Annotated in this window: 19 protein-coding genes; 10 read left to right on the forward strand and 9 right to left on the reverse strand. The window is 60.5% G+C overall.

Annotated elements, in window-relative coordinates; genetic code table 11:
* The first annotated feature begins 48 nt into the window (after positions 1-48).
* Positions 49-1500, forward strand: coding sequence for a pyruvate kinase (gene pyk, locus ACW55A_RS08575; RefSeq protein ID WP_498810896.1), 1452 nt, complete (start codon positions 49-51; stop codon positions 1498-1500).
* Positions 1501-1647: 147 nt separating this feature from the next.
* On the opposite strand, the gene ACW55A_RS08580 is transcribed toward pyk, so the two are convergent.
* Positions 1648-2586: an iron-sulfur-binding ferredoxin reductase gene (locus ACW55A_RS08580; protein ID WP_498810895.1), complete on the reverse strand. Its 939-nt coding sequence runs from the start codon at positions 2584-2586 to the stop codon at positions 1648-1650.
* Positions 2587-2765: 179 nt separating this feature from the next.
* On the opposite strand from ACW55A_RS08580, the gene ACW55A_RS08585 reads away from it, so the two are divergent.
* From ACW55A_RS08585 to ACW55A_RS08595, 3 genes are all read left to right on the forward strand, one after another.
* The gene (locus tag ACW55A_RS08585) at positions 2766-4289 is read left to right on the forward strand and encodes a fumarate hydratase (RefSeq protein ID WP_455808454.1); all 1524 of its coding nucleotides are present in this window, start codon (positions 2766-2768) and stop codon (positions 4287-4289) included.
* Between the two features lie 307 nt (positions 4290-4596).
* Entirely contained in the window at positions 4597-5133 is a 537-nt protein-coding gene (locus ACW55A_RS08590) for a type VI secretion system amidase immunity protein Tai4 (RefSeq protein ID WP_498810894.1), read from the forward strand.
* 572 nt (positions 5134-5705) lie between these two features.
* Entirely contained in the window at positions 5706-5939 is a 234-nt protein-coding gene (locus ACW55A_RS08595) for a DUF6124 family protein (RefSeq protein WP_003313478.1), read from the forward strand.
* Positions 5940-5980: 41 nt separating this feature from the next.
* On the opposite strand, the gene ACW55A_RS08600 is transcribed toward ACW55A_RS08595, so the two are convergent.
* The 4 genes from ACW55A_RS08600 to ACW55A_RS08615 form a co-directional block, all read right to left on the reverse strand.
* The gene (locus ACW55A_RS08600; RefSeq protein WP_455808453.1) at positions 5981-7138 is read right to left on the reverse strand and encodes a phospholipase D-like domain-containing protein; all 1158 of its coding nucleotides are present in this window, start codon (positions 7136-7138) and stop codon (positions 5981-5983) included.
* 1 nt (position 7139) lies between these two features.
* Entirely contained in the window at positions 7140-7721 is a 582-nt protein-coding gene (locus tag ACW55A_RS08605) for a YceI family protein (protein WP_011268811.1), read from the reverse strand.
* An 89-nt stretch (positions 7722-7810) separates the two neighbouring features.
* Entirely contained in the window at positions 7811-8140 is a 330-nt protein-coding gene (locus ACW55A_RS08610) for an amidase (protein WP_455808452.1), read from the reverse strand.
* Positions 8137-9243 (reverse strand): serine hydrolase domain-containing protein, encoded by a 1107-nt coding sequence (locus ACW55A_RS08615; protein WP_455808450.1) that lies wholly within the window; start codon positions 9241-9243, stop codon positions 8137-8139. Before ACW55A_RS08615 ends, ACW55A_RS08610 begins: the two co-directional genes overlap by 4 nt.
* Positions 9244-9476: 233 nt before the next feature.
* Between ACW55A_RS08615 and olsB the strand changes: the two genes are divergently transcribed.
* Entirely contained in the window at positions 9477-10232 is a 756-nt protein-coding gene (gene olsB / locus ACW55A_RS08620; protein WP_003405915.1) for an L-ornithine N(alpha)-acyltransferase, read from the forward strand.
* Positions 10232-11026, forward strand: coding sequence for a lysophospholipid acyltransferase family protein (locus ACW55A_RS08625; RefSeq protein WP_046719031.1), 795 nt, complete (start codon positions 10232-10234; stop codon positions 11024-11026). The genes olsB and ACW55A_RS08625 overlap by 1 nt, the downstream gene beginning before the upstream one ends.
* Here the strand turns inward: ACW55A_RS08625 and ACW55A_RS08630 are convergent.
* Positions 10984-11583, reverse strand: a complete 600-nt coding sequence (locus tag ACW55A_RS08630; RefSeq protein WP_003363917.1) for an acyl carrier protein phosphodiesterase — start codon at positions 11581-11583, stop codon at positions 10984-10986. The two genes, ACW55A_RS08625 and ACW55A_RS08630, sit on opposite strands and share 43 nt — an antisense overlap.
* Before the next feature lie 164 nt (positions 11584-11747).
* Here ACW55A_RS08630 and ACW55A_RS08635 point away from each other — a divergent pair, with 164 nt between their 5' ends.
* From ACW55A_RS08635 to ACW55A_RS08645, 3 genes are read left to right on the forward strand one after another with little or no spacing between them, the layout of a single operon-like run.
* Positions 11748-12062 (forward strand): ArsR/SmtB family transcription factor, encoded by a 315-nt coding sequence (locus ACW55A_RS08635; protein WP_003363918.1) that lies wholly within the window; start codon positions 11748-11750, stop codon positions 12060-12062.
* A gap of 28 nt (positions 12063-12090) precedes the next feature.
* Positions 12091-13257, forward strand: a complete 1167-nt coding sequence (locus ACW55A_RS08640) for an MFS transporter (RefSeq protein ID WP_003431415.1) — start codon at positions 12091-12093, stop codon at positions 13255-13257.
* 21 nt (positions 13258-13278) lie between these two features.
* A complete protein-coding gene (locus ACW55A_RS08645; protein ID WP_003431417.1) occupies positions 13279-14328 on the forward strand; it encodes an alkene reductase in 1050 nt (349 codons plus the stop codon).
* A 126-nt stretch (positions 14329-14454) separates the two neighbouring features.
* Here the strand turns inward: ACW55A_RS08645 and ACW55A_RS08650 are convergent, their stop codons facing one another.
* The 3 genes from ACW55A_RS08650 to ACW55A_RS08660 form a co-directional block, all read right to left on the reverse strand.
* A complete protein-coding gene (locus ACW55A_RS08650) occupies positions 14455-15306 on the reverse strand; it encodes a hypothetical protein (protein WP_003363925.1) in 852 nt (283 codons plus the stop codon).
* 98 nt (positions 15307-15404) lie between these two features.
* A complete protein-coding gene (locus ACW55A_RS08655; RefSeq protein WP_003363927.1) occupies positions 15405-16397 on the reverse strand; it encodes an NAD-dependent epimerase/dehydratase family protein in 993 nt (330 codons plus the stop codon).
* A gap of 74 nt (positions 16398-16471) precedes the next feature.
* Positions 16472-17371, reverse strand: coding sequence for a LysR family transcriptional regulator ArgP (locus ACW55A_RS08660; protein ID WP_003431419.1), 900 nt, complete (start codon positions 17369-17371; stop codon positions 16472-16474).
* Between the two features lie 94 nt (positions 17372-17465).
* Between ACW55A_RS08660 and ACW55A_RS08665 the strand changes: the two genes are divergently transcribed.
* Complete coding sequence (locus ACW55A_RS08665; RefSeq protein WP_044310413.1) at positions 17466-18068, forward strand: LysE/ArgO family amino acid transporter; 603 nt, start codon at positions 17466-17468, stop codon at positions 18066-18068.
* The last annotated feature ends 96 nt before the right edge of the window (positions 18069-18164 follow it).

Consider the following 18164-nt stretch of genomic DNA (forward strand, 5'->3'; position numbering starts at 1 on the left):
CCCAGACAGGAGTAGCCTCTCGCTGCGCTTCAATTAAGGAGTTTGTGCATGACCGTTCGCCGCACCAAAATCGTCGCCACACTTGGCCCTGCCAGCAATTCGCCGGAAGTCATCGAACAACTGATCCTTTCGGGTCTCGACGTTGCTCGTCTGAACTTCTCTCACGGTACTCCGGACGAGCACAAGGCTCGCGCCAGGCTGATCCGCGAAATCGCCGCCAGACACGGGCGCTTCGTCGCTCTGCTGGGCGACCTGCAGGGTCCGAAGATCCGTATTGCAAAGTTCACCGACAAGCGAATAGAGCTGAAGGTCCGTGACAAGTTCACCTTCTCTACCGCTCATCCGCTGACCAGTGGCAATCAGCAGATCGTGGGTATCGACTACCCGGATCTGGTCAAGGATTGCGGCGTAGGCGACGAGTTGCTGCTCGACGATGGTCGCGTGGTCATGCGCGTCGACACCCAGACCGCCGACGAACTGCACTGCACCGTGCTGATCGGTGGCCCGCTGTCCGATCACAAGGGCATCAACCGTCGTGGCGGTGGCCTGACGGCGCCGGCACTGACCGAAAAAGACAAGCAGGACATCAAGCTCGCTGCCGAGATGGACCTGGATTACCTGGCCGTTTCCTTCCCGCGCGATGCCGCCGACATGGAATACGCTCGCCAGCTGCGCGACGAATCCGGTGGTACGGCCTGGCTGGTGGCCAAGATCGAACGTGCCGAAGCCGTTGCCAACGACGAAGTGCTCGATGAGCTGATCCGCGCCAGTGATGCGGTCATGGTCGCTCGTGGTGACCTGGGCGTTGAAATCGGTGATGCCGAACTGGTCGGCGTACAGAAACGCATCATCCTGCACGCTCGTCGCCACAACAAGGCGGTGATCGTCGCCACGCAGATGATGGAGTCGATGATCTCAAGCCCGATGCCGACGCGTGCCGAAGTGTCCGACGTGGCCAACGCCGTGCTCGACTACACCGACGCCGTGATGCTGTCGGCCGAAAGTGCTGCAGGCTCCTATCCGATCGAAGCGGTTCAGGCCATGGCCCGTATCTGCATCGGCGCTGAAAAGCACCCGGCCGGCAAGACTTCCAGCCACCGTATCGGTCACTCCTTCACCCGTTGTGATGAAAGCATCGCGCTGGCGGCCATGTACACCGCCAACCACTTCCCGGGTGTAAAGGCGATCATCGCACTGACCGAAAGCGGCTATACCCCGCTGATCATGTCGCGCATCCGCTCTTCGGTGCCGATCTACGCGTTCTCGCCGCACCGTGGCACTCAGGCGCGTGCAGCGATGTTCCGTGGCGTCTACACCGTGCCATTCGACCCGGCAGCCCTGCCGCCAGGTCAGGTCAGCCAGGCCGCAGTCGATGAACTGCTCAAGCGTGGTCTGGTCGAGCAAGGTGACTGGGTCATCCTCACCAAGGGCGACAGCTACCACACCATCGGCGGCACCAACGGCATGAAGATTCTGCACGTCGGCGACCCGTTGGTCTGATCGCAGCACACTGCAAGCCAAAGGCCCCGTCTCGCAAGAGCCGGGGCCTTTTTGCATTGTGTCAGCCCGGGAAGTTGGGCTTTCAGGCTTCTGCCCGTAGGGCGTGGGAGCATACGGAACGAGAGCTTTAACCAACGTGCCTTTTATTTATTCGCGCGCCACAAACACATCCGCCAGCAACTGATTACGCGGCAGCCCGGCCAGATACAGCCGTTTGGCAAACATCTCGACGCTGTCAGCACTGCCGCACACCAGCGCCATTGCGTGCCGCGACAACAGGCGCAGTTCAGCCAGGGTTGTTTGTAGCGTCTGCGGAGTAACCAGCTGAACATGCAGCTGGGGATAACGTTCAGCCAGGGCGTGCAGTTCATCGGCCAGATAATGCTCCTGGCTGTCGCGGGCCAGATGAATCACACGTATGGCGCCCTGATGGTCCTGGCGCAGCGCCTCGCGCAACACACCCCATAAAGGGCCAAGCCCGGTGCCGGCGGCCAACAGCAATACGGGTTTTTCCTGCCAGTCCGGGTCGTAACGCAGCGCCCCGCCACGCAACTCGCCGAGCCTCAGGGCGTCACCCACCTGCAACTGGCGGGCAACGTCACGGAAGGCCCCGGGCTGCAGGCAGTCGATATGAAACTCCAGAAACGCATCCTCACCGGGAAGGCTCGCCAGCGAGTATGGTCGCGCAACACCGCTATCAGTCCACAACACCTGATGCTGCCCGGCGCTATAGCGCAGTGGTCGCGCAGGCTCCAGACGCAGGCGCAGCACCGACGCAGAGAGCCAGTCGCAGCCTGCTACTGTGGCAGGAAGGCCATCGCGCTGCGGGTCAAACACCTCGACAGCCAGATCTCCTGCCACTCGGCACTGACAGGCGAGCCGCCAACCCTGCTGGCGCTTTTCAGCAGGCAGCGCGTCGGGCAACGCGTCTTCAGGCTCGCCCTTTACGACGCGCACCAGACACGCGTGGCAACTGCCGGCACGGCAACTATAAGGGACCGGAATACCGGCATGGTTCAGGGCGTCGAGCAGATTGCTGGCCGACGCCACCGACCAGCTAAGCTCACCCACATGCAATTGAGGCATCAAAACGGCCTGTGCAGAAAATAACGGCGATTGTACAGACTGGCCTGTCGGGCGGGTTATACTGCCGCGCCTTTTTGCGCCCGCTACGGCCAACCTGACAGCTCTGGTTCAAGCCGCAGTTCCAGACTGCCGCCGATAGCGTAATTGAATGTTCCCGTCCTTACAGAGGAGCGCGCCGCATGACCGTGATCAAGCAAGACGACCTGATTCAGAGCGTTGCAGACGCACTGCAGTTCATTTCCTATTACCACCCCGTAGACTTCATCCAGGCCATGCACGAGGCGTATCTGCGTGAAGAGTCGCCTGCCGCTCGTGACTCCATCGCCCAGATCCTGATCAACTCGCGCATGTGCGCGACCGGTCACCGCCCGATCTGCCAGGACACCGGCATCGTCACGGTTTTTGTGCGCGTGGGGATGGATGTTCGCTGGGACGGCGCCACCATGGGCCTGGACGACATGATCAACGAAGGCGTGCGTCGCGCTTACAACCTGCCTGAGAACGTGCTGCGTGCCTCGATCCTTGCCGATCCGGCAGGCGCTCGCAAAAACACCCAGGACAACACCCCGGCCGTCATTCATTACTCCATCGTCCCGGGCAACACCGTGGAAGTGGACGTCGCGGCGAAAGGTGGCGGCTCGGAAAACAAATCGAAGATGGCGATGCTCAACCCTTCCGACTCGATCGTCGACTGGGTTCTGAAAACCGTTCCGACCATGGGCGCTGGCTGGTGCCCGCCGGGCATGCTCGGTATCGGTATCGGCGGCACCGCAGAAAAGGCTGCGGTCATGGCCAAGGAAGTGTTGATGGAGTCCATCGACATTCATGAGCTGAAGGCTCGCGGTCCGCAGAATCGTATCGAAGAGATGCGTCTGGAGCTGTTCGAGAAGGTTAACCAGCTGGGCATTGGTGCTCAGGGCCTGGGCGGTCTGACCACCGTGCTCGACGTCAAGATCATGGATTACCCGACCCATGCTGCGTCGCTGCCGGTGTGCATGATCCCCAACTGCGCCGCCACCCGCCACGCGCACTTCGTACTCGACGGCAGCGGCCCTGCTTCGCTGGAGGCTCCATCGCTGGACGCCTACCCGGAAATCGTCTGGGAAGCCGGCCCATCGGCCCGCCGCGTCGACCTCGATACCCTGACCCCGGAAGAAGTGCAGAGCTGGAAACCGGGCGAAACCGTATTGCTCAATGGCAAGATGCTCACCGGCCGCGACGCCGCGCACAAGCGCATGGTCGAAATGCTCAACAGGGGCGAAACCCTGCCGGTGGACCTCAAGGGTCGCTTCATCTACTACGTCGGCCCGGTTGATCCGGTACGCGAAGAAGTCGTTGGCCCGGCAGGCCCGACCACGGCCACCCGGATGGACAAGTTCACCCGTCAGATCCTCGACCAGACCGGCCTGCTGGGCATGATCGGCAAATCCGAACGCGGCCCGACCGCCATCGAAGCGATCCGTGACCACAAGGCCGTGTACCTGATGGCCGTTGGTGGTGCTGCCTATCTGGTGGCTCAGGCGATCAAGAAATCCCGAGTCGTGGCGTTCGCCGAACTGGGCATGGAGGCGATCTACGAGTTCGAGGTCAAGGACATGCCGGTTACCGTTGCGGTGGACAGCAACGGTGAATCCGTTCACATCACCGGCCCGCAGATCTGGCAGAAGAAGATCAGCGACAGTCTGGCAGTGGAAGTGCAGTAAGCTTTGATCTGCAAGACAATAAAAACCCGGCGCAAGCCGGGTTTTTGCTGAGTAACTGACTGAACCTGAAATTGCGATCGGCTCAAATAGACGCGTCAGTCTGTTGCCAATATAACCCGGTAACTTACTTCCTGAATAATACGGCACAGTGGCTAGAAACATCGTGCCCTTGCGATCAGTCCGTAATACATTTCAGACAACAAACCGAGATGGTTCGGTACCTTCCTGAGGCTCATTGCCCCTGTCCCTCCTCGCAACACAGCTTATTCTTCTGCTGGCTGTAAACCACTGGGCTCATGAAAAATAAATGTATTTTTCAGGCATACCGGGTGAAGCACTGGATGATCATTACAAGGACTGTGTCGAGATTGCTGGCCATGACAAATTTCTGGAGCCTTACGCAATGAAATCACTTTTTACGACCGTACTGGCCTGCTGCTCGCTCACCGCGCTTACTATTCATGCATCTGCTCAGCCATCATCGCCGGAAGGTATGTATAGAACACACGCGCAAAACTATAAAGACATGGTTCTTGCCACCTGCATTGCAAGCGCTTACAAATTCAGTGCCAACGTCGGGACTGACGCTGGCAGTAGCGTCACAGCGTTGCGCGAGTGGGCCAACTATGATTGGGAAAAAAGTCCTCTTGCCGTCAAGGCCCTGGTAAAAAAACACCTCGCGCGCGACTACACAAACCCTTTGGCCGAATCCCAGATCAAGGGTATAAAATTCGACCTGCTGAAATGCCTGGATATGTATCACAGCAAGGAGCTCGACGCGCTGACGAAGAAAGTCGTTACCGATCCAAATCATACCTACATGCAGAATATCAAAAAGCCTTAACCACTCCCTTCATGCAACAAGCCTGTCCGGCAAACGCTGCACAGGCTATTTTCATTACAAGCACCCTACTCCGCACATTATCTATAGGGCGCAGACACATCATGCTGATTCACTGTGATCCGATAGCTGCTTAACGTCTCGCCCTCGGTGATGTACTGCTTGCTGAAGTACTGACGAACAGCCCTCGTCACTACCCCCCACCTACGCCGAAAACATCTTCAGAAAACCCATCTCGATAATTCTTGTAGGAATTATCAGCAGGACGCCTCCCTTCCAATTGAAGGAAATTTCCGAGAAAATCCCGGCCTCTTGCGCTTGGCTATTCAGGTCTCTAGCCTTCATCGGTAGCTGCCCAATCAGCGATCAGGTTTGGTAGACCTGAGTGACCTGTGCGCAATGCGCCACCTTCTCAAGGCGCATTTTTTCGGCCTGCGTTTATGGTGGCCGTGCGCTTGGCGTCTTCGGACGCACCGGCTTGCCTGGTCACCGGTCTACCAACCTGCGTACGGCCGCCACCCTGATCGTTTGGTAGCGAAAGGGGCGGCTCCTTTCATTGATCAGGAGTTGCAAACATGCCCGATAAAATCGTCCCCGACCCGCCCACCGCCCTGTTCACCGTCAACGCATCCGTCAGCCAGGAGGAAGCGCTCAACTACGCTTCGGATCTGCTGCGCTGCATCATCACGACGGCCTATGAGTCCGGCGACAGCACTCAGGGCACCAGCCGTGATCTGGCGTTTTCGGTGTTGCACATGGCCGAGATGGCCAAAGCCATGGTTGATCGCTCACTGGAATGCATCGTTTGACCGGATGACAACCCGGGGCCACGCTCGGCCCCGCGCAAACCTCAGTTACGCTGATCCAGCAAGTTCACCACCAGCCGGTCGATCCAGCCCCACAAGCGCTGCTTGACCCGTCGCCACAGCGGTCTGGCCTTCCAGTCTGCCAGCGTGGTCTCGGCGCTCAGGGCGAAGTCTTTTTCAAAGCTGGCGACCACGTCGCGGGTCAGCCCTGGGTCGAGGGCTTCGAGGTTGGCTTCCAGGTTGAAGCGCAGATTCCAGTGATCGAAATTGCACGAGCCAAGACTCACCCAGTCGTCGATCAGGACCATTTTCAGGTGCAGAAAGCACGGCTGGTATTCGAACACCTTGACCCCGGCACGCAGCAGGCGCGGGTAGTAGCGGTGACCGGCGTAGCGTACGGACGGGTGATCGGTGCGTGGTCCGGTCAGCAGCAAACGCACATCAACGCCACGCGCCGCAGCCCTGCGCAAAGAGCGGCGAACTTTCCAGGTGGGCAGAAAGTAAGGGGTTGCCAGCCAGATCCGCTTTTGCCCGGTGTTCAGCGCACGCACCAGCGATTGCAGGATGTCGCGGTGCTGGCGGGAATCGGCATACGCCACGCGGCCCAGGCCCTCACCGGTTGTCGGGGCCTTGGGCAGGTGATCAAGACCGAAGTTTTCTTTCGGACGCCAGGCGAAACGCCGGGCGTTGGCGTGAAACTGCCGGTTGAACAGCGCCTGCCAGTCAATCACCAGCGGCCCGGTGATTTCGACCATCACTTCGTGCCACTGGCTGGCGTCCTTGTCCGGCTCCCAGAACTCGTCGGTCACACCCGTGCCGCCCACCACGGCCAAGGCCTTGTCCACCACCAGCAGTTTGCGATGGTCGCGGTAGAAGTTGCGCACGCCGCGCCGCCAGTGGATCGGATTGTAGAAACGCAGAATCACACCGGCATCGGTCAGTTGCTTGCGCAGGCCGGCGTCGAAGGCTTTGGAACCGAAGTCATCGAACAGACAGCGCACAATCACGCCACGCCTGCCCGCCTCGACCAGCGCGCGCACGATAGCGTCGGCGCAGGCCCCGGCTTCGACCAGGTACAACTCCAGATCGACCTGCTGCTCGGCGCGATCGATGGCTGCGATCATGCGCGGAAAGAACGCAGGGCCGTCGATCAGCAATTGAAAGCGGTTGTTTTCACGCCACGGAAAAATCGCACCGTTCATATCAGCGCGCCGTGAAGATCAGGACAGCCCCGACCGGGACCGAGAGGCTCACCGCCGACAATCCTGCGGCGTTGCGCAAGGCCTTGAAGTCCGGGGCCATATCGAAATCCTGGGCATGGATCACCAGCGGCTCGAGCGTCACGACCTGAAATCGCCGCTCGTCGAGACGCGTCGCCAGCAGCTCGGCGTTATAGCTGTGGGTCTTGCCGCGCAGGCTGACGGTCAGCGGTAAACGCAGTTCCAGTTGTGCGCCGGGCGCGAGGTTATTGATCGGGCGCATGTCTAACTGCGCATTGATCTGAGCAGCCGGAAACTTGCGCACCTGAAACACCTGCTCTCGAAGGCGCTCGTCGCGCAGCGGAATGCCGGTGCTGACTGAATCGGTTTCAACTTCCACTTCAGCCAGCCCCTTGGCGTCGACTTTGCCGTGCAGCACCAGAAAGCGATGCACTTCGGCAATATCGGCATTTTTAGTCGAGGTGAACGAGAGTCGCGACGACTCGTTATCCAGATACCAGTTCGCATGGGCAGGTAACGCCACTGCGGCCAGCATGACCAGCAGCAGGCGATTCATAGTGAGCATGCAGACTCCAGACGTGCAATTGAGGGCCACCTTATCCGCCTGTCTGACCGCTGGCAAACGCCCGCGTTCGGCGGCAATTCATCAGGCCCTCATGGCAGCAGGCGACAACCCTGTCGCTCACCCTGCCAGGACGCGCTGCTAGTGCGTCCCAGGCCGCTGGCAATGACCCGTTTTTGACTGCTGTCGTCGACCAGCGTGCTGGGCAGATACTGCTTGATGTAGCCTTGGCAATACACTTCGGAATTATTCATGACGTACCTGCACGAGCAGTATTCCTTGGCGGTGTAGGCACTGATGATGGTCGGGAACGCCTGCAGGTTCACACGGTACTGCCAGGCGATCACGGCAAGTGCGGCAACCATCAGCAACAGCAGGCTGCTGAAGGGACGGCGCAGGATGAACATTCGGCGCGTGCTCATTGACCGCCCTCCTTGCCAAACGCGGCCTGTACGCGCTTGAGCATCTCATTGTGGTTGTAGGTACTGTCGCGGTCATCGGCATAGCGCACGATCACCAGCTTCTGATCGGGAATCACATACAGCGCCTGCCCCCAATGCCCCAATGCCGCGAAGGTGTCAGGGGGAGCGTCCGGCCACGGTCCTTTGCCGCCATCGGCAGTGCGGTTGAGCCACCATTGGCCAGCGGGCACTTCAACACTGGCATCCACGCCCTCACCGGCAAACGGCGTCAGCACGAAGCCCATCCACTCCTTGTTGAGCAACTGCCGATCCTGCCATTGCCCGCCGCGCTGCATCAGCAGGCCGATGCGGGCCAGATCGCGGGCGGTCATGTAGGCATAGGAAGAACCTACAAATGTACCCGCGCCATCGGTTTCCCAGACCGCACTGCGGATGCCGAGCGGGTCGAACAGCGCGGTCCATGGGTAACCCGGATAAGCATCATCGCCGACCATCTTTTTCAAGGCCGCCGCCAGAACGGTGCTATCGCCGCTGGAGTAGAGGTAAGTCTTGCCGGGGGGGTGGGCAGCGCGGTGATCGGCGGTGAAGCGCGCCATGTCGTCGCGCCCGCGGGTGTAGAGCATGGCGACCACCGAGGAGTTGAGCGGTGCGTATTCGTAGTCTTCCTGCCAATCCAGACCCGAAGCCCAGTGCATCAGGTCTTTGATGGCGATATCGGGGTGCGCCTTGAACGGCGGGTAGAACTTCGCCACCGGATCATTCAGTTGAAAGCGTCCTTCTGCAAACGCCACCCCCAGCACCGTCGCCATGATGCTTTTGCTGATCGACCAGGTCAGGTGCGGCGTTTGCGCGGTGGTCACACCGCCGTAGCGCTCGTACACGACTTCGCCATCACGAACCACCAGCAGCGCATCGGTGCGAATGCCCTTGCGCGTGGCGTCGTCACGGGGCGGGAAGGCGTAGGCCTCGAGCTCTTCGATGGCCGCCGATCGCGGCACAGACTGAGAAGGCCATTGCTCTGCCGGCCATGTTTGAGCAACGACGCCCTGGGCACTGAAGCCCAGGATCAGAACCAGACACAGACGGACAAATCCACGCGGCATGACAAGGCCTCTACAGAATGATCCGCACACCGTATCAGCGTTTCATGACGGTCAGCTATCAACCGAAGAGCAGACGCAGAGGAAATGGCCACAGCGTTTCCCGTCACACAACCATCACCAAAGCTTCACAGGCATGACACGCCATCTCCCTAGCCTGCAAGTACGGCAAAGCGCCTGGACAAATCAGTCACCAGCCCTTTCTGCATCTGCAAGGCTGGCTCATGGAGATTCGTATGACCCAGATCGCCCGCATTCGTGACAACACTTCTGAACGTCGTCTTCAGGCCGAGCGCCTGATTGGAGCGCGCGCCTTGCAGGAAGCACAGGCGTTGCGTTTCAGTGTGTTCAGCGAAGAGTTCAACGCCCGTCTCAACGGCGCTGAACAAGGCCTGGACATCGACGATTACGATGTTCACTGCTCGCACATCGGGGTACGCGACCTGAACACCGGGCGTCTGGTTGCCACGACCCGGCTGCTCGACCATCAGGCCGCCAACACGCTGGGACGCTTCTACAGCGAAGAGGAATTCAGCCTGCACGGGCTGGTCAATCTGCAAGGGCCGATCCTAGAACTGGGTCGCACCTGCGTCGATCCGGCCTATCGCAACGGCGGCACCATCGCAGTGTTGTGGAGCGAACTGGCCGAGGTGCTCAACGAAGGCGGTTATAGCTACCTGATGGGCTGCGCGAGCATCCCGATGCAGGACGGCGGTATTCAGGCCCATGCGATCATGCAACGCCTGCGCGAACGCTACCTGTGCAACGAGCACCTGCGCGCCGAGCCGAAGAATCCGCTGCCGACCCTCGACATCCCGAGCAATGTGATCTGCGAGATGCCACCGCTGCTCAAGGCCTACATGCGTCTGGGGGCCAAGATCTGCGGCGAACCGTGCTGGGACGAAGACTTCCAGGTGGCCGACGTGTTCATCCTGCTCAAGCGCGACGACTTGTGCCCGCGCTATGCCCGCCACTTCAAGGCGGCCGTGTGATGAGCCGGTTGCGCGGCTATGCCCGCGTAGTCCGGGTGCTACTGGTCGTAGCGCTCGGATTGACGATTGCCAGCGCGTTCGCGGTCCTGGAACGCACCAGGATCGGAGGCTCGATGGAGCGCAGGCAGCGCTGGAGCCGCTGGTTCATGGCACGCCTGACCAATGCCCTGCCGTTTCGCGTCACCGTGACAGGTCAACTGCCAACCCAACCCATGCTGTGGGTCAGCAACCATGTGTCATGGACCGACATCGCCCTGCTCGGCATGCTCGCGCCGCTGTCGTTTCTGTCGAAGGCCGAAGTGCGGACCTGGCCGGTAGCGGGCTGGCTGGCGCTGAAGGCCGGTACGCTGTTCATTCGTCGCGGATCGGGCGACAGCCGTCTGATCCAGAAGCAGATGTGCAACCATCTGCAGCAAGGCAACGCGCTGCTGATCTTCCCCGAAGGCACCACCACGGACGGCAAAAGCCTGCGCACCTTTCACGGTCGTCTGCTGTCCAGCGCCATCGACGCTGGCGTGCCGATCCAGCCGGTGGCCATTGGTTACTCGCGTGACGGCAAGCCGGACCCGATCGCCCCATTCATTGGCGACGATGACTTGCTGTCGCACTTGCGCCGACTGTTCGCCAACGAGCAGAGCGATGTGCATATTCACCTGCTGACACCGATTCCGACCGCTGACCAGGAACGCGCCGCACTGGCCTTCAAGGCCCAGCAGGCCGTTCAGGTGGCGTTGTTTGGCGAGCCGCCGGTTCAGCCGAGCGACGTGGTTTCGCGTCCGGCCCGAGCGGCCTGAGCGAAATCCTCAAGTAGCGGATAGAACTCGGCGAAATCCGCACTCAAGGGCTGGTACAGCGCCTGCAGTTCCTGCATGCCGCCGGCCAGCCCTTCGGGTTTTGACAGGCGTCGGGATATCCCGCTCAACACCTGCTCCAGCACTCCGAAATCCCGATACGACCCCAGCCAGTCCTGCGCCGCCATGCGCGGTGCGATCAGCGCCAGCCGCTCGGGCAATTGTGGCTCGGCAGCCAGCGTGCCATAGACCTTGCGGGTGAATGCGTCCAACGGCAGGTCGGCATAACGATGCCAGTCGCGCGCCAGGCAGTGATCGAAAAAAACATCGAGCATGATGCCGGCATAGCGCCGTCTCTGGAGCGGAAAGCGGGCAATGGAGGCCTTGATCAGCGGATGACTGTCAGTGAAGGCGTCGATGCTGCGGTGCAGACGAATCGCCGCCTCCAGTTCCGCAGGAAAACGTCCCGGCAGCGGACCTTTGACGAAATCGCCATACAGGCTGCCAAGCAATTGGGCGGGCCGGTGCCCGCCAAGGTGAAGATGTGCCAAGTAGTTCATGGCTGCAAGCCTAGGCCGCTTTCGGGCCCGCTGTCCATATATCGTTATAACCCGATATAGCGATTTGGCTGATCCTAAGCACATAATCATATTTGTATATCGCGAAATATAGATATAAGGTTCGTTCTATCGCGATATATCGCTACACCGCCTGTGAGAACGACATGCAGATCGACCTCGACGACATAATAAAAGCCCTGGCCCACCCGGTCCGCCGAGAAATCCTGACTTGGCTGAAAGACCCGCGTGCGAGCTTTCCCGCCCAGGAGTACTCGATCGAACACGGCGTGTGCGCCGGACAGATCGATCAGCGTGCGGGATTGTCACAATCCACTGTCTCGGCCCATCTGGCGACCTTGCAACGCGCTGGTCTGATCAGCAGCAAGAAGGTCGGCCAATGGCATTTCTTCAGACGCAACGAAGAAGTCATACAGGCATTCGTTCAGGCGCTGGTTGAAGAACTGAACAACCCGACCTGATTTTCCAACGTTTACCAGGAGTTGCCCCGTGCCTCTTTCGCTACTCATTCTGGCCCTGAGCGCCTTCGCCATCGGCACCACCGAATTCGTCATCATGGGCCTGCTGCCCGATGTGGCAGCCGACCTCGGCGTATCGATCCCCGGTGCAGGCTGGCTGGTGACCGGCTATGCGCTGGGCGTCGCTGTCGGTGCACCGTTCATGGCCATGGCCACGGCAAAACTGCCGCGCAAGGCCGCGCTGGTCACGCTGATGGGGATTTTCATCATCGGCAATCTGCTCTGTGCGCTGGCCAGTGACTACAACGTCCTGATGTTCGCCCGCGTGGTGACTGCACTGTGTCACGGTGCGTTCTTCGGCATCGGCTCGGTGGTTGCCGCAGGTCTGGTGCCCGCCAACCGGCGTGCCTCAGCGGTGGCCTTGATGTTCACCGGCCTGACACTGGCCAACGTACTGGGCGTGCCGCTGGGTACTGCGCTGGGTCAATACGCGGGCTGGCGCTCGACCTTCTGGGCCGTCACGGTCATCGGGGTGATTGCGCTGATCGGCCTGATCCGCTTCCTGCCGACCAACCGCAACGAAGAAAAGCTCGACATGCGCGCTGAACTCGGCGCCCTCAGAGGGGCCGGCATCTGGCTGTCGCTGACCATGACTGCGCTGTTTTCAGCGTCCATGTTCACCCTGTTCACCTACATCGCCCCACTGCTCGGCGAAGTCACCGGCGTATCGCCCAACGGCGTGACCTGGACCCTGCTGTTGATCGGCCTGGGCCTGACCGCCGGCAACGTGATCGGCGGCAAGATGGCCGACCGCCGCCTGGCGTCCACGCTGATTGGCGTATTCGTCTCGATGGCGGTGATCTCCACCGTGCTCAGCTGGACCAGCACCGCGCTGATCCCGGCTGAAATCACCCTGTTCCTCTGGGCAGTCGCGGCCTTCGCCGCCGTCCCGGCCCTGCAGATCAACGTGGTGACGTTCGGCAAAGCCGCACCGAACCTGGTGTCAACCCTGAACATCGGCGCCTTCAACGTCGGCAACGCGCTGGGCGCCTGGGTCGGTGGCAGCGTCATCGCCCACGGTCTGGGCCTGACCAGCGTACCGCTGGCCGCCGCCATCCTGGCCGTGCTGGCGCTGCTGATTACCCTGATTACCTTTCGCCAGACCGGCAACCCCGAGCTGGCACCTGCTACGCATTGATCAATTACGAGGATTCGACACATGACGACTATCTTTGACCCGATCACCCTGGGCGATCTGCAACTGCCCAACCGCATCATCATGGCCCCACTGACGCGCTGCCGTGCCGATGAAGGCCGTGTACCGAACGCGATGATGGCCGAGTATTACGTTCAGCGTGCCTCGGCGGGCCTGATCCTGACCGAAGCCACCTCTGTGACGCCAATGGGCGTGGGCTACCCCGACACCCCGGGCATCTGGTCCAACGATCAGGTGCGTGGCTGGAGCAACATCACCAAGGCAGTGCATAACGCCGGTGGCCGCATTGCCCTGCAGTTGTGGCACGTGGGCCGTATTTCCCACCCTGCCTACCTGAACGGCGAAACCCCGGTCGCGCCAAGTGCAATCGCAGCCGAAGGCCATGTCAGCCTGATGCGCCCGATCACCCCATTGCCAACCCCGCGGGCGCTGGAACTGGCGGAAATCGGTGACATCGTCGAGGCCTATCGCGTCGGTGCGGAAAACGCCAAGGCGGCGGGCTTCGACGGCGTGGAAGTGCATGGCGCCAACGGCTATCTGCTTGAACAGTTCCTGCTGACCGGCACCAACCAGCGCACCGACGAGTACGGCGGTTCGGTGGAAAATCGTGCGCGTCTGCTGCTGGAAGTCACGGATGCCGTCATCGAAGTCTGGGGCGCTGGCCGTGTAGGCGTTCACCTCTCGCCTCGCTTCGACATGCACGACATGAGCGATGCAAACCGCGCCGAAACCTTCAGCTACGTGGCTAAAGAGCTCGGCAAGCGCGGTATCGCGTTCATCTGTGCCCGTGAGCGTGATGCTGAAGACAGCCTCGGCCCACAGTTGAAGAAGGATTTCGGCGGCGTCTACATCGCCAACGAGAAATTCACCAAGGACACTGCCAACGCCTGGCTGGCAGAAGGCAAGGCCGACGCCATTGCCTTTGGCGTGCCTTACATCGCCAACCCGGACCTGCCCGAGCGTCTGGCCAGCGATGCGCCTCTGAATGAAGCCCATCCGGAAACGTTCTACGGCAAAGGGCCAGTCGGCTACATCGACTACCCACGGATGTAAACCGCTGTCGTAAGACCAGAAACCCCGATTCGCAGGAATCGGGGTTTCTTCGTATCTGCACCTGGATTTACTGGCCAGCGCTCCCTCGGCGAACTGCCGCACTGAAGGCGGCAGAGGATGCCAAGGTCAACGGCGTGCGTTGAGCTGTTGCGACAGGTTCTGGATCTGGCTGTTCAGGGTATTGATGTTACGAGTCACCTGAGCACGAAACGCATCGAACTCGGCCGTATTGGCTTCTGCCGAAGGCGCCGGGCGGTTTTCCTGTTCGCTTTTCAGCACCATCAGGTCCTGTTCCAGGCGTTCGACAGCGGCAGACGGGTTGCCCTGCTTTTTCAACGTGGCGACATCGGCCGCCACGCTTTTGATCTGCGCATCCAGCTTGCCCTGATCCGCCTGAGCGGTCTTCAGGTCAGGCAACGCGGCCTTGAGCGTGGTCAGTTCAGCGACAACGCTTTTGAGCTGTTCCTGCAACTGCGCGTTTTCACTCTGCTGCTGGGCGGTTTGCGCGGCCATCTGCTCCAGACGTTTGTCGAGACTGCCCTGCTGACCTTCAACGCCTTCGCGTTGTTTGTCCTGATCTTCCAGTTGCGCTTCCAGCAACTTGATACGCTGCTTGAGCGCCTCTCCATCACTGGAAAGCGCTTCGGTCGCGACCACCTTGCCGGAAATATCCTGCAAGCGCCCCGCCGCTTCTTCGCTGATGCGCGCAAAGCTTTCCTGAGTCGCCACCAACTGCTGCTCCATCAGGGAAACCTGCTGAAAGCTCCACCAGCCCAGACCGCAGAAAGCAATGAACAACGCACCGACCAATGCCCACAAAGGCCCGGTGCTCGGCGCCTTGACCTTGACTACAGGCGTGGTGCGCGAATAGACGGTGGTGCGCTCGCGTGCGCTATTGCTCGGCGCGAAGTCGTCATCATCGTCCTTGGCGCTCAGGCTGGGAACGTCATCGACGTCGTCGTAGGGATCGTTGCGCATGAATAACCCTTCAGGAAGCTGTTAAATCAAAGTTCGTAGATCAAAGTTGGGCAGTATAACAACAGCGCAGAATCAATCTCACTGTGCCACTGCCGCATTCAGATCGCGTGCTGTGCCTGCCACCAGCCACAGAATTCATCCAGCGCCGTCCACAGGCTGACCTGGGGCTGATAATCCAGATAATGCCTGGCGCGGCTGATATCAAGCGTGAAATCCCTGTTCATGACCTGCATGCCCACTCTCGACAGGGTAGGTTCAGGTCTGCCCGGCCACAGCATACAGGCGGCCTCATTGATCGCCGCGGCGCTGTAGGCCAGCCCGTATGAACGATAACGGGTGGCCTGAGGCAAGTGCATCTGCCGCATCACATAATTGATCGCGTCCCACAGCGGGACCGGCGTGCCATTGCTGATGTTGTAGGCCTTGCCCAGTGCAGAACCCGTTGCCAGCAAGCTGCTCAGCAGGGCTTCGTTGAGGTTCTGCATGCTGGTGAAATCCACCACGTTCAAGCCGTTGCCGACAATCGCCAGGCGCCTCTTGCGCTGCATGTGCAGCAGACGCGGGAAAATGCTGTTATCGCCCGCGCCGGTGACAAAGCGTGGCCGCAGGGCAATGACTTCCAGCCCGAACTCTTCGGCACCGAAGACCTTTTGCTCGGCCAGGTACTTGGTGGCCGCGTAGTGATTGTGAAAGCGCTTGGGCACCTGCTCTTCCTTGATGCCACGGTGCGAGTGGCCATCAAAGTAGATCGACGGCGAAGATAGATGAACCAGCCTTCGCACCCTCTGTTTCAGGCAGCCCTCGACGATGTTTTCCGTGAGCTGCACGTTGCCCTGCATGAAATCCTGGCGACGTCCCCACGTACCGACCGAGCCCGCGCAATGCACGACCGCTTCCACGTCATCGCACAGTGCGCGCACCAGATAAGGATCGGCGAGGTCGCCCTGAATAAACTCGGCACCGCGCCTGACCAGGTGCTCGACACCTTCGGCACGACGGCCATTGATCCGCACGCTCATGCCCTGCTCAAGGGCAAAACGCGCAAAGCGTCCGCCGATGAAGCCGCTCGCGCCGGTGACCAGAATCTTCATTTACCGCTCCGTTAACGCGTCTGCAGGAAAGGCAAAACCCTGCCTGCATGGATTACACATGATCCTGTTGACGATCAGTCTTCGCTCAGCGGCACCAGCCAGTGAGCCGAATGTTGCGCAAGATGTTCGGTGAGGCGCGTCAGAAGCTGCCCACCATTGCGCCAATGATGCCAGTAGAGCGGCACATCGATGCAACGGTCCGGCAGTAATTCGAGCAGCGTGCCGTTGCGCAACTGGTCGCGCACCTGCAACTCGGGCGCCAGCCCCCAGCCCATGCCCGCCTCGATCATACGGATGAAACCTTCGGAGGAAGGACACAAATGATGCTCGAAGCCGTCCTGAACACCCAACATAGCCAGATACCGATGCTGCAGAAGATCGTCCGGGCCGTATACCAAGGCAGCGGATCTGGCGAGCGTCTCTGGGCTGACACCGTCCGGGAAATGGCGGGCGATGAACGCGGGACTGGCCAGCGCCCGATAGCGCATGGCCCCCAGCAACTGGCTGCGGGCCCCCGCCACCGGACGCTCGCTGCCACACAGGCAGGCCGCCACCTCACCGGCGCGCATGCGCTTGAGGCCTACGTCCTGATCTTCGACAACCAGATCCAGCAGCAAACGGTGTTGCGTACAAAACGCGCCAATGGCCGGCGCCCACCAGGTTGCCAGACTGTCGGCATTCAAGGCGATTCGCAAACGCTCGGGCATGCCCTCCTCGTCCAGTGCCGGTACCTGACTTTGCAGATCGCGCTCCAGCAGGCGGACCTGCTGCACGTGATTGAGCAGGCGCCGGCCGATGTCGGTCGGGCTCGGCGGCGTGGCGCGTACCAGCACCGGCAGGCCAATGCGCGCCTCCAGCAATTTGATGCGTTGCGAGACTGCTGACTGAGAAAGCCCAAGCACCTGAGCGGCGCGCTCGAACCCGGCCTGCTCGATCACGGCCGCCAGCGCCGACAGCAATTTGTAATCGAACATCAGTTTTCCTAATGAGCGATGAAGATTATTGGTTTTCCTTATAACCCTCACCCTCTGAGAATGGCTACCTGAATCCGCTCAATGGAACATCCTCATGTGGCAAAGCTACCTCAATGGGCTGCTGATCGCGGCAGGCCTGATCATGGCTATCGGTACTCAAAATGCTTTTGTGCTGGCTCAGGGCCTGCGTCGTGAACATCATGTGGCCGTGGCGATGCTGTGCATTGTCTGCGACGCCATCCTGGTGGCTGCAGGCGTGTTCGGTCTGGCCAATGTGCTGGCGCAGAATCCGATGCTGCTGGCGGTGGCACGCTGGGGCGGCGTGATATTCCTGAGCTGGTATGGCCTGCAGGCATTACGCCGCGCCTGCTCGCGGCAGAGCCTGGAACACAGCGCAGCGGTTGGCAGAAAATCACTGCGCACCGTGTTGCTCAGCGCATTGGCCGTTACCTTGCTCAACCCGCACGTCTATCTGGACACCGTGTTGCTGATTGGCTCGCTGGGCGCACAACAGGGCGTGCCTGGCGCGTATGTCGCCGGTGCAGCCAGCGCTTCGCTGCTGTGGTTCTCGAGCCTCGCCCTGGGCGCGGCATGGCTGGCTCCCTGGCTGGCCCGACCTGCCACCTGGCGGATGCTGGACCTGATGATCGCAGTGATGATGTTCAGCGTGGCCGTGCAGTTGATCCGCTCGGCCTGACGGATTTCATGACCGCAGAGTCAAACCCGTGGGAACCTCTATCCCACACAGTTGTTGCGTGGTTAAGGCGCAGACCCGGTGCTATGATCCGGGGTC

This window comes from Plantibacter cousiniae (nom. nud.) (assembly GCF_977070315.1).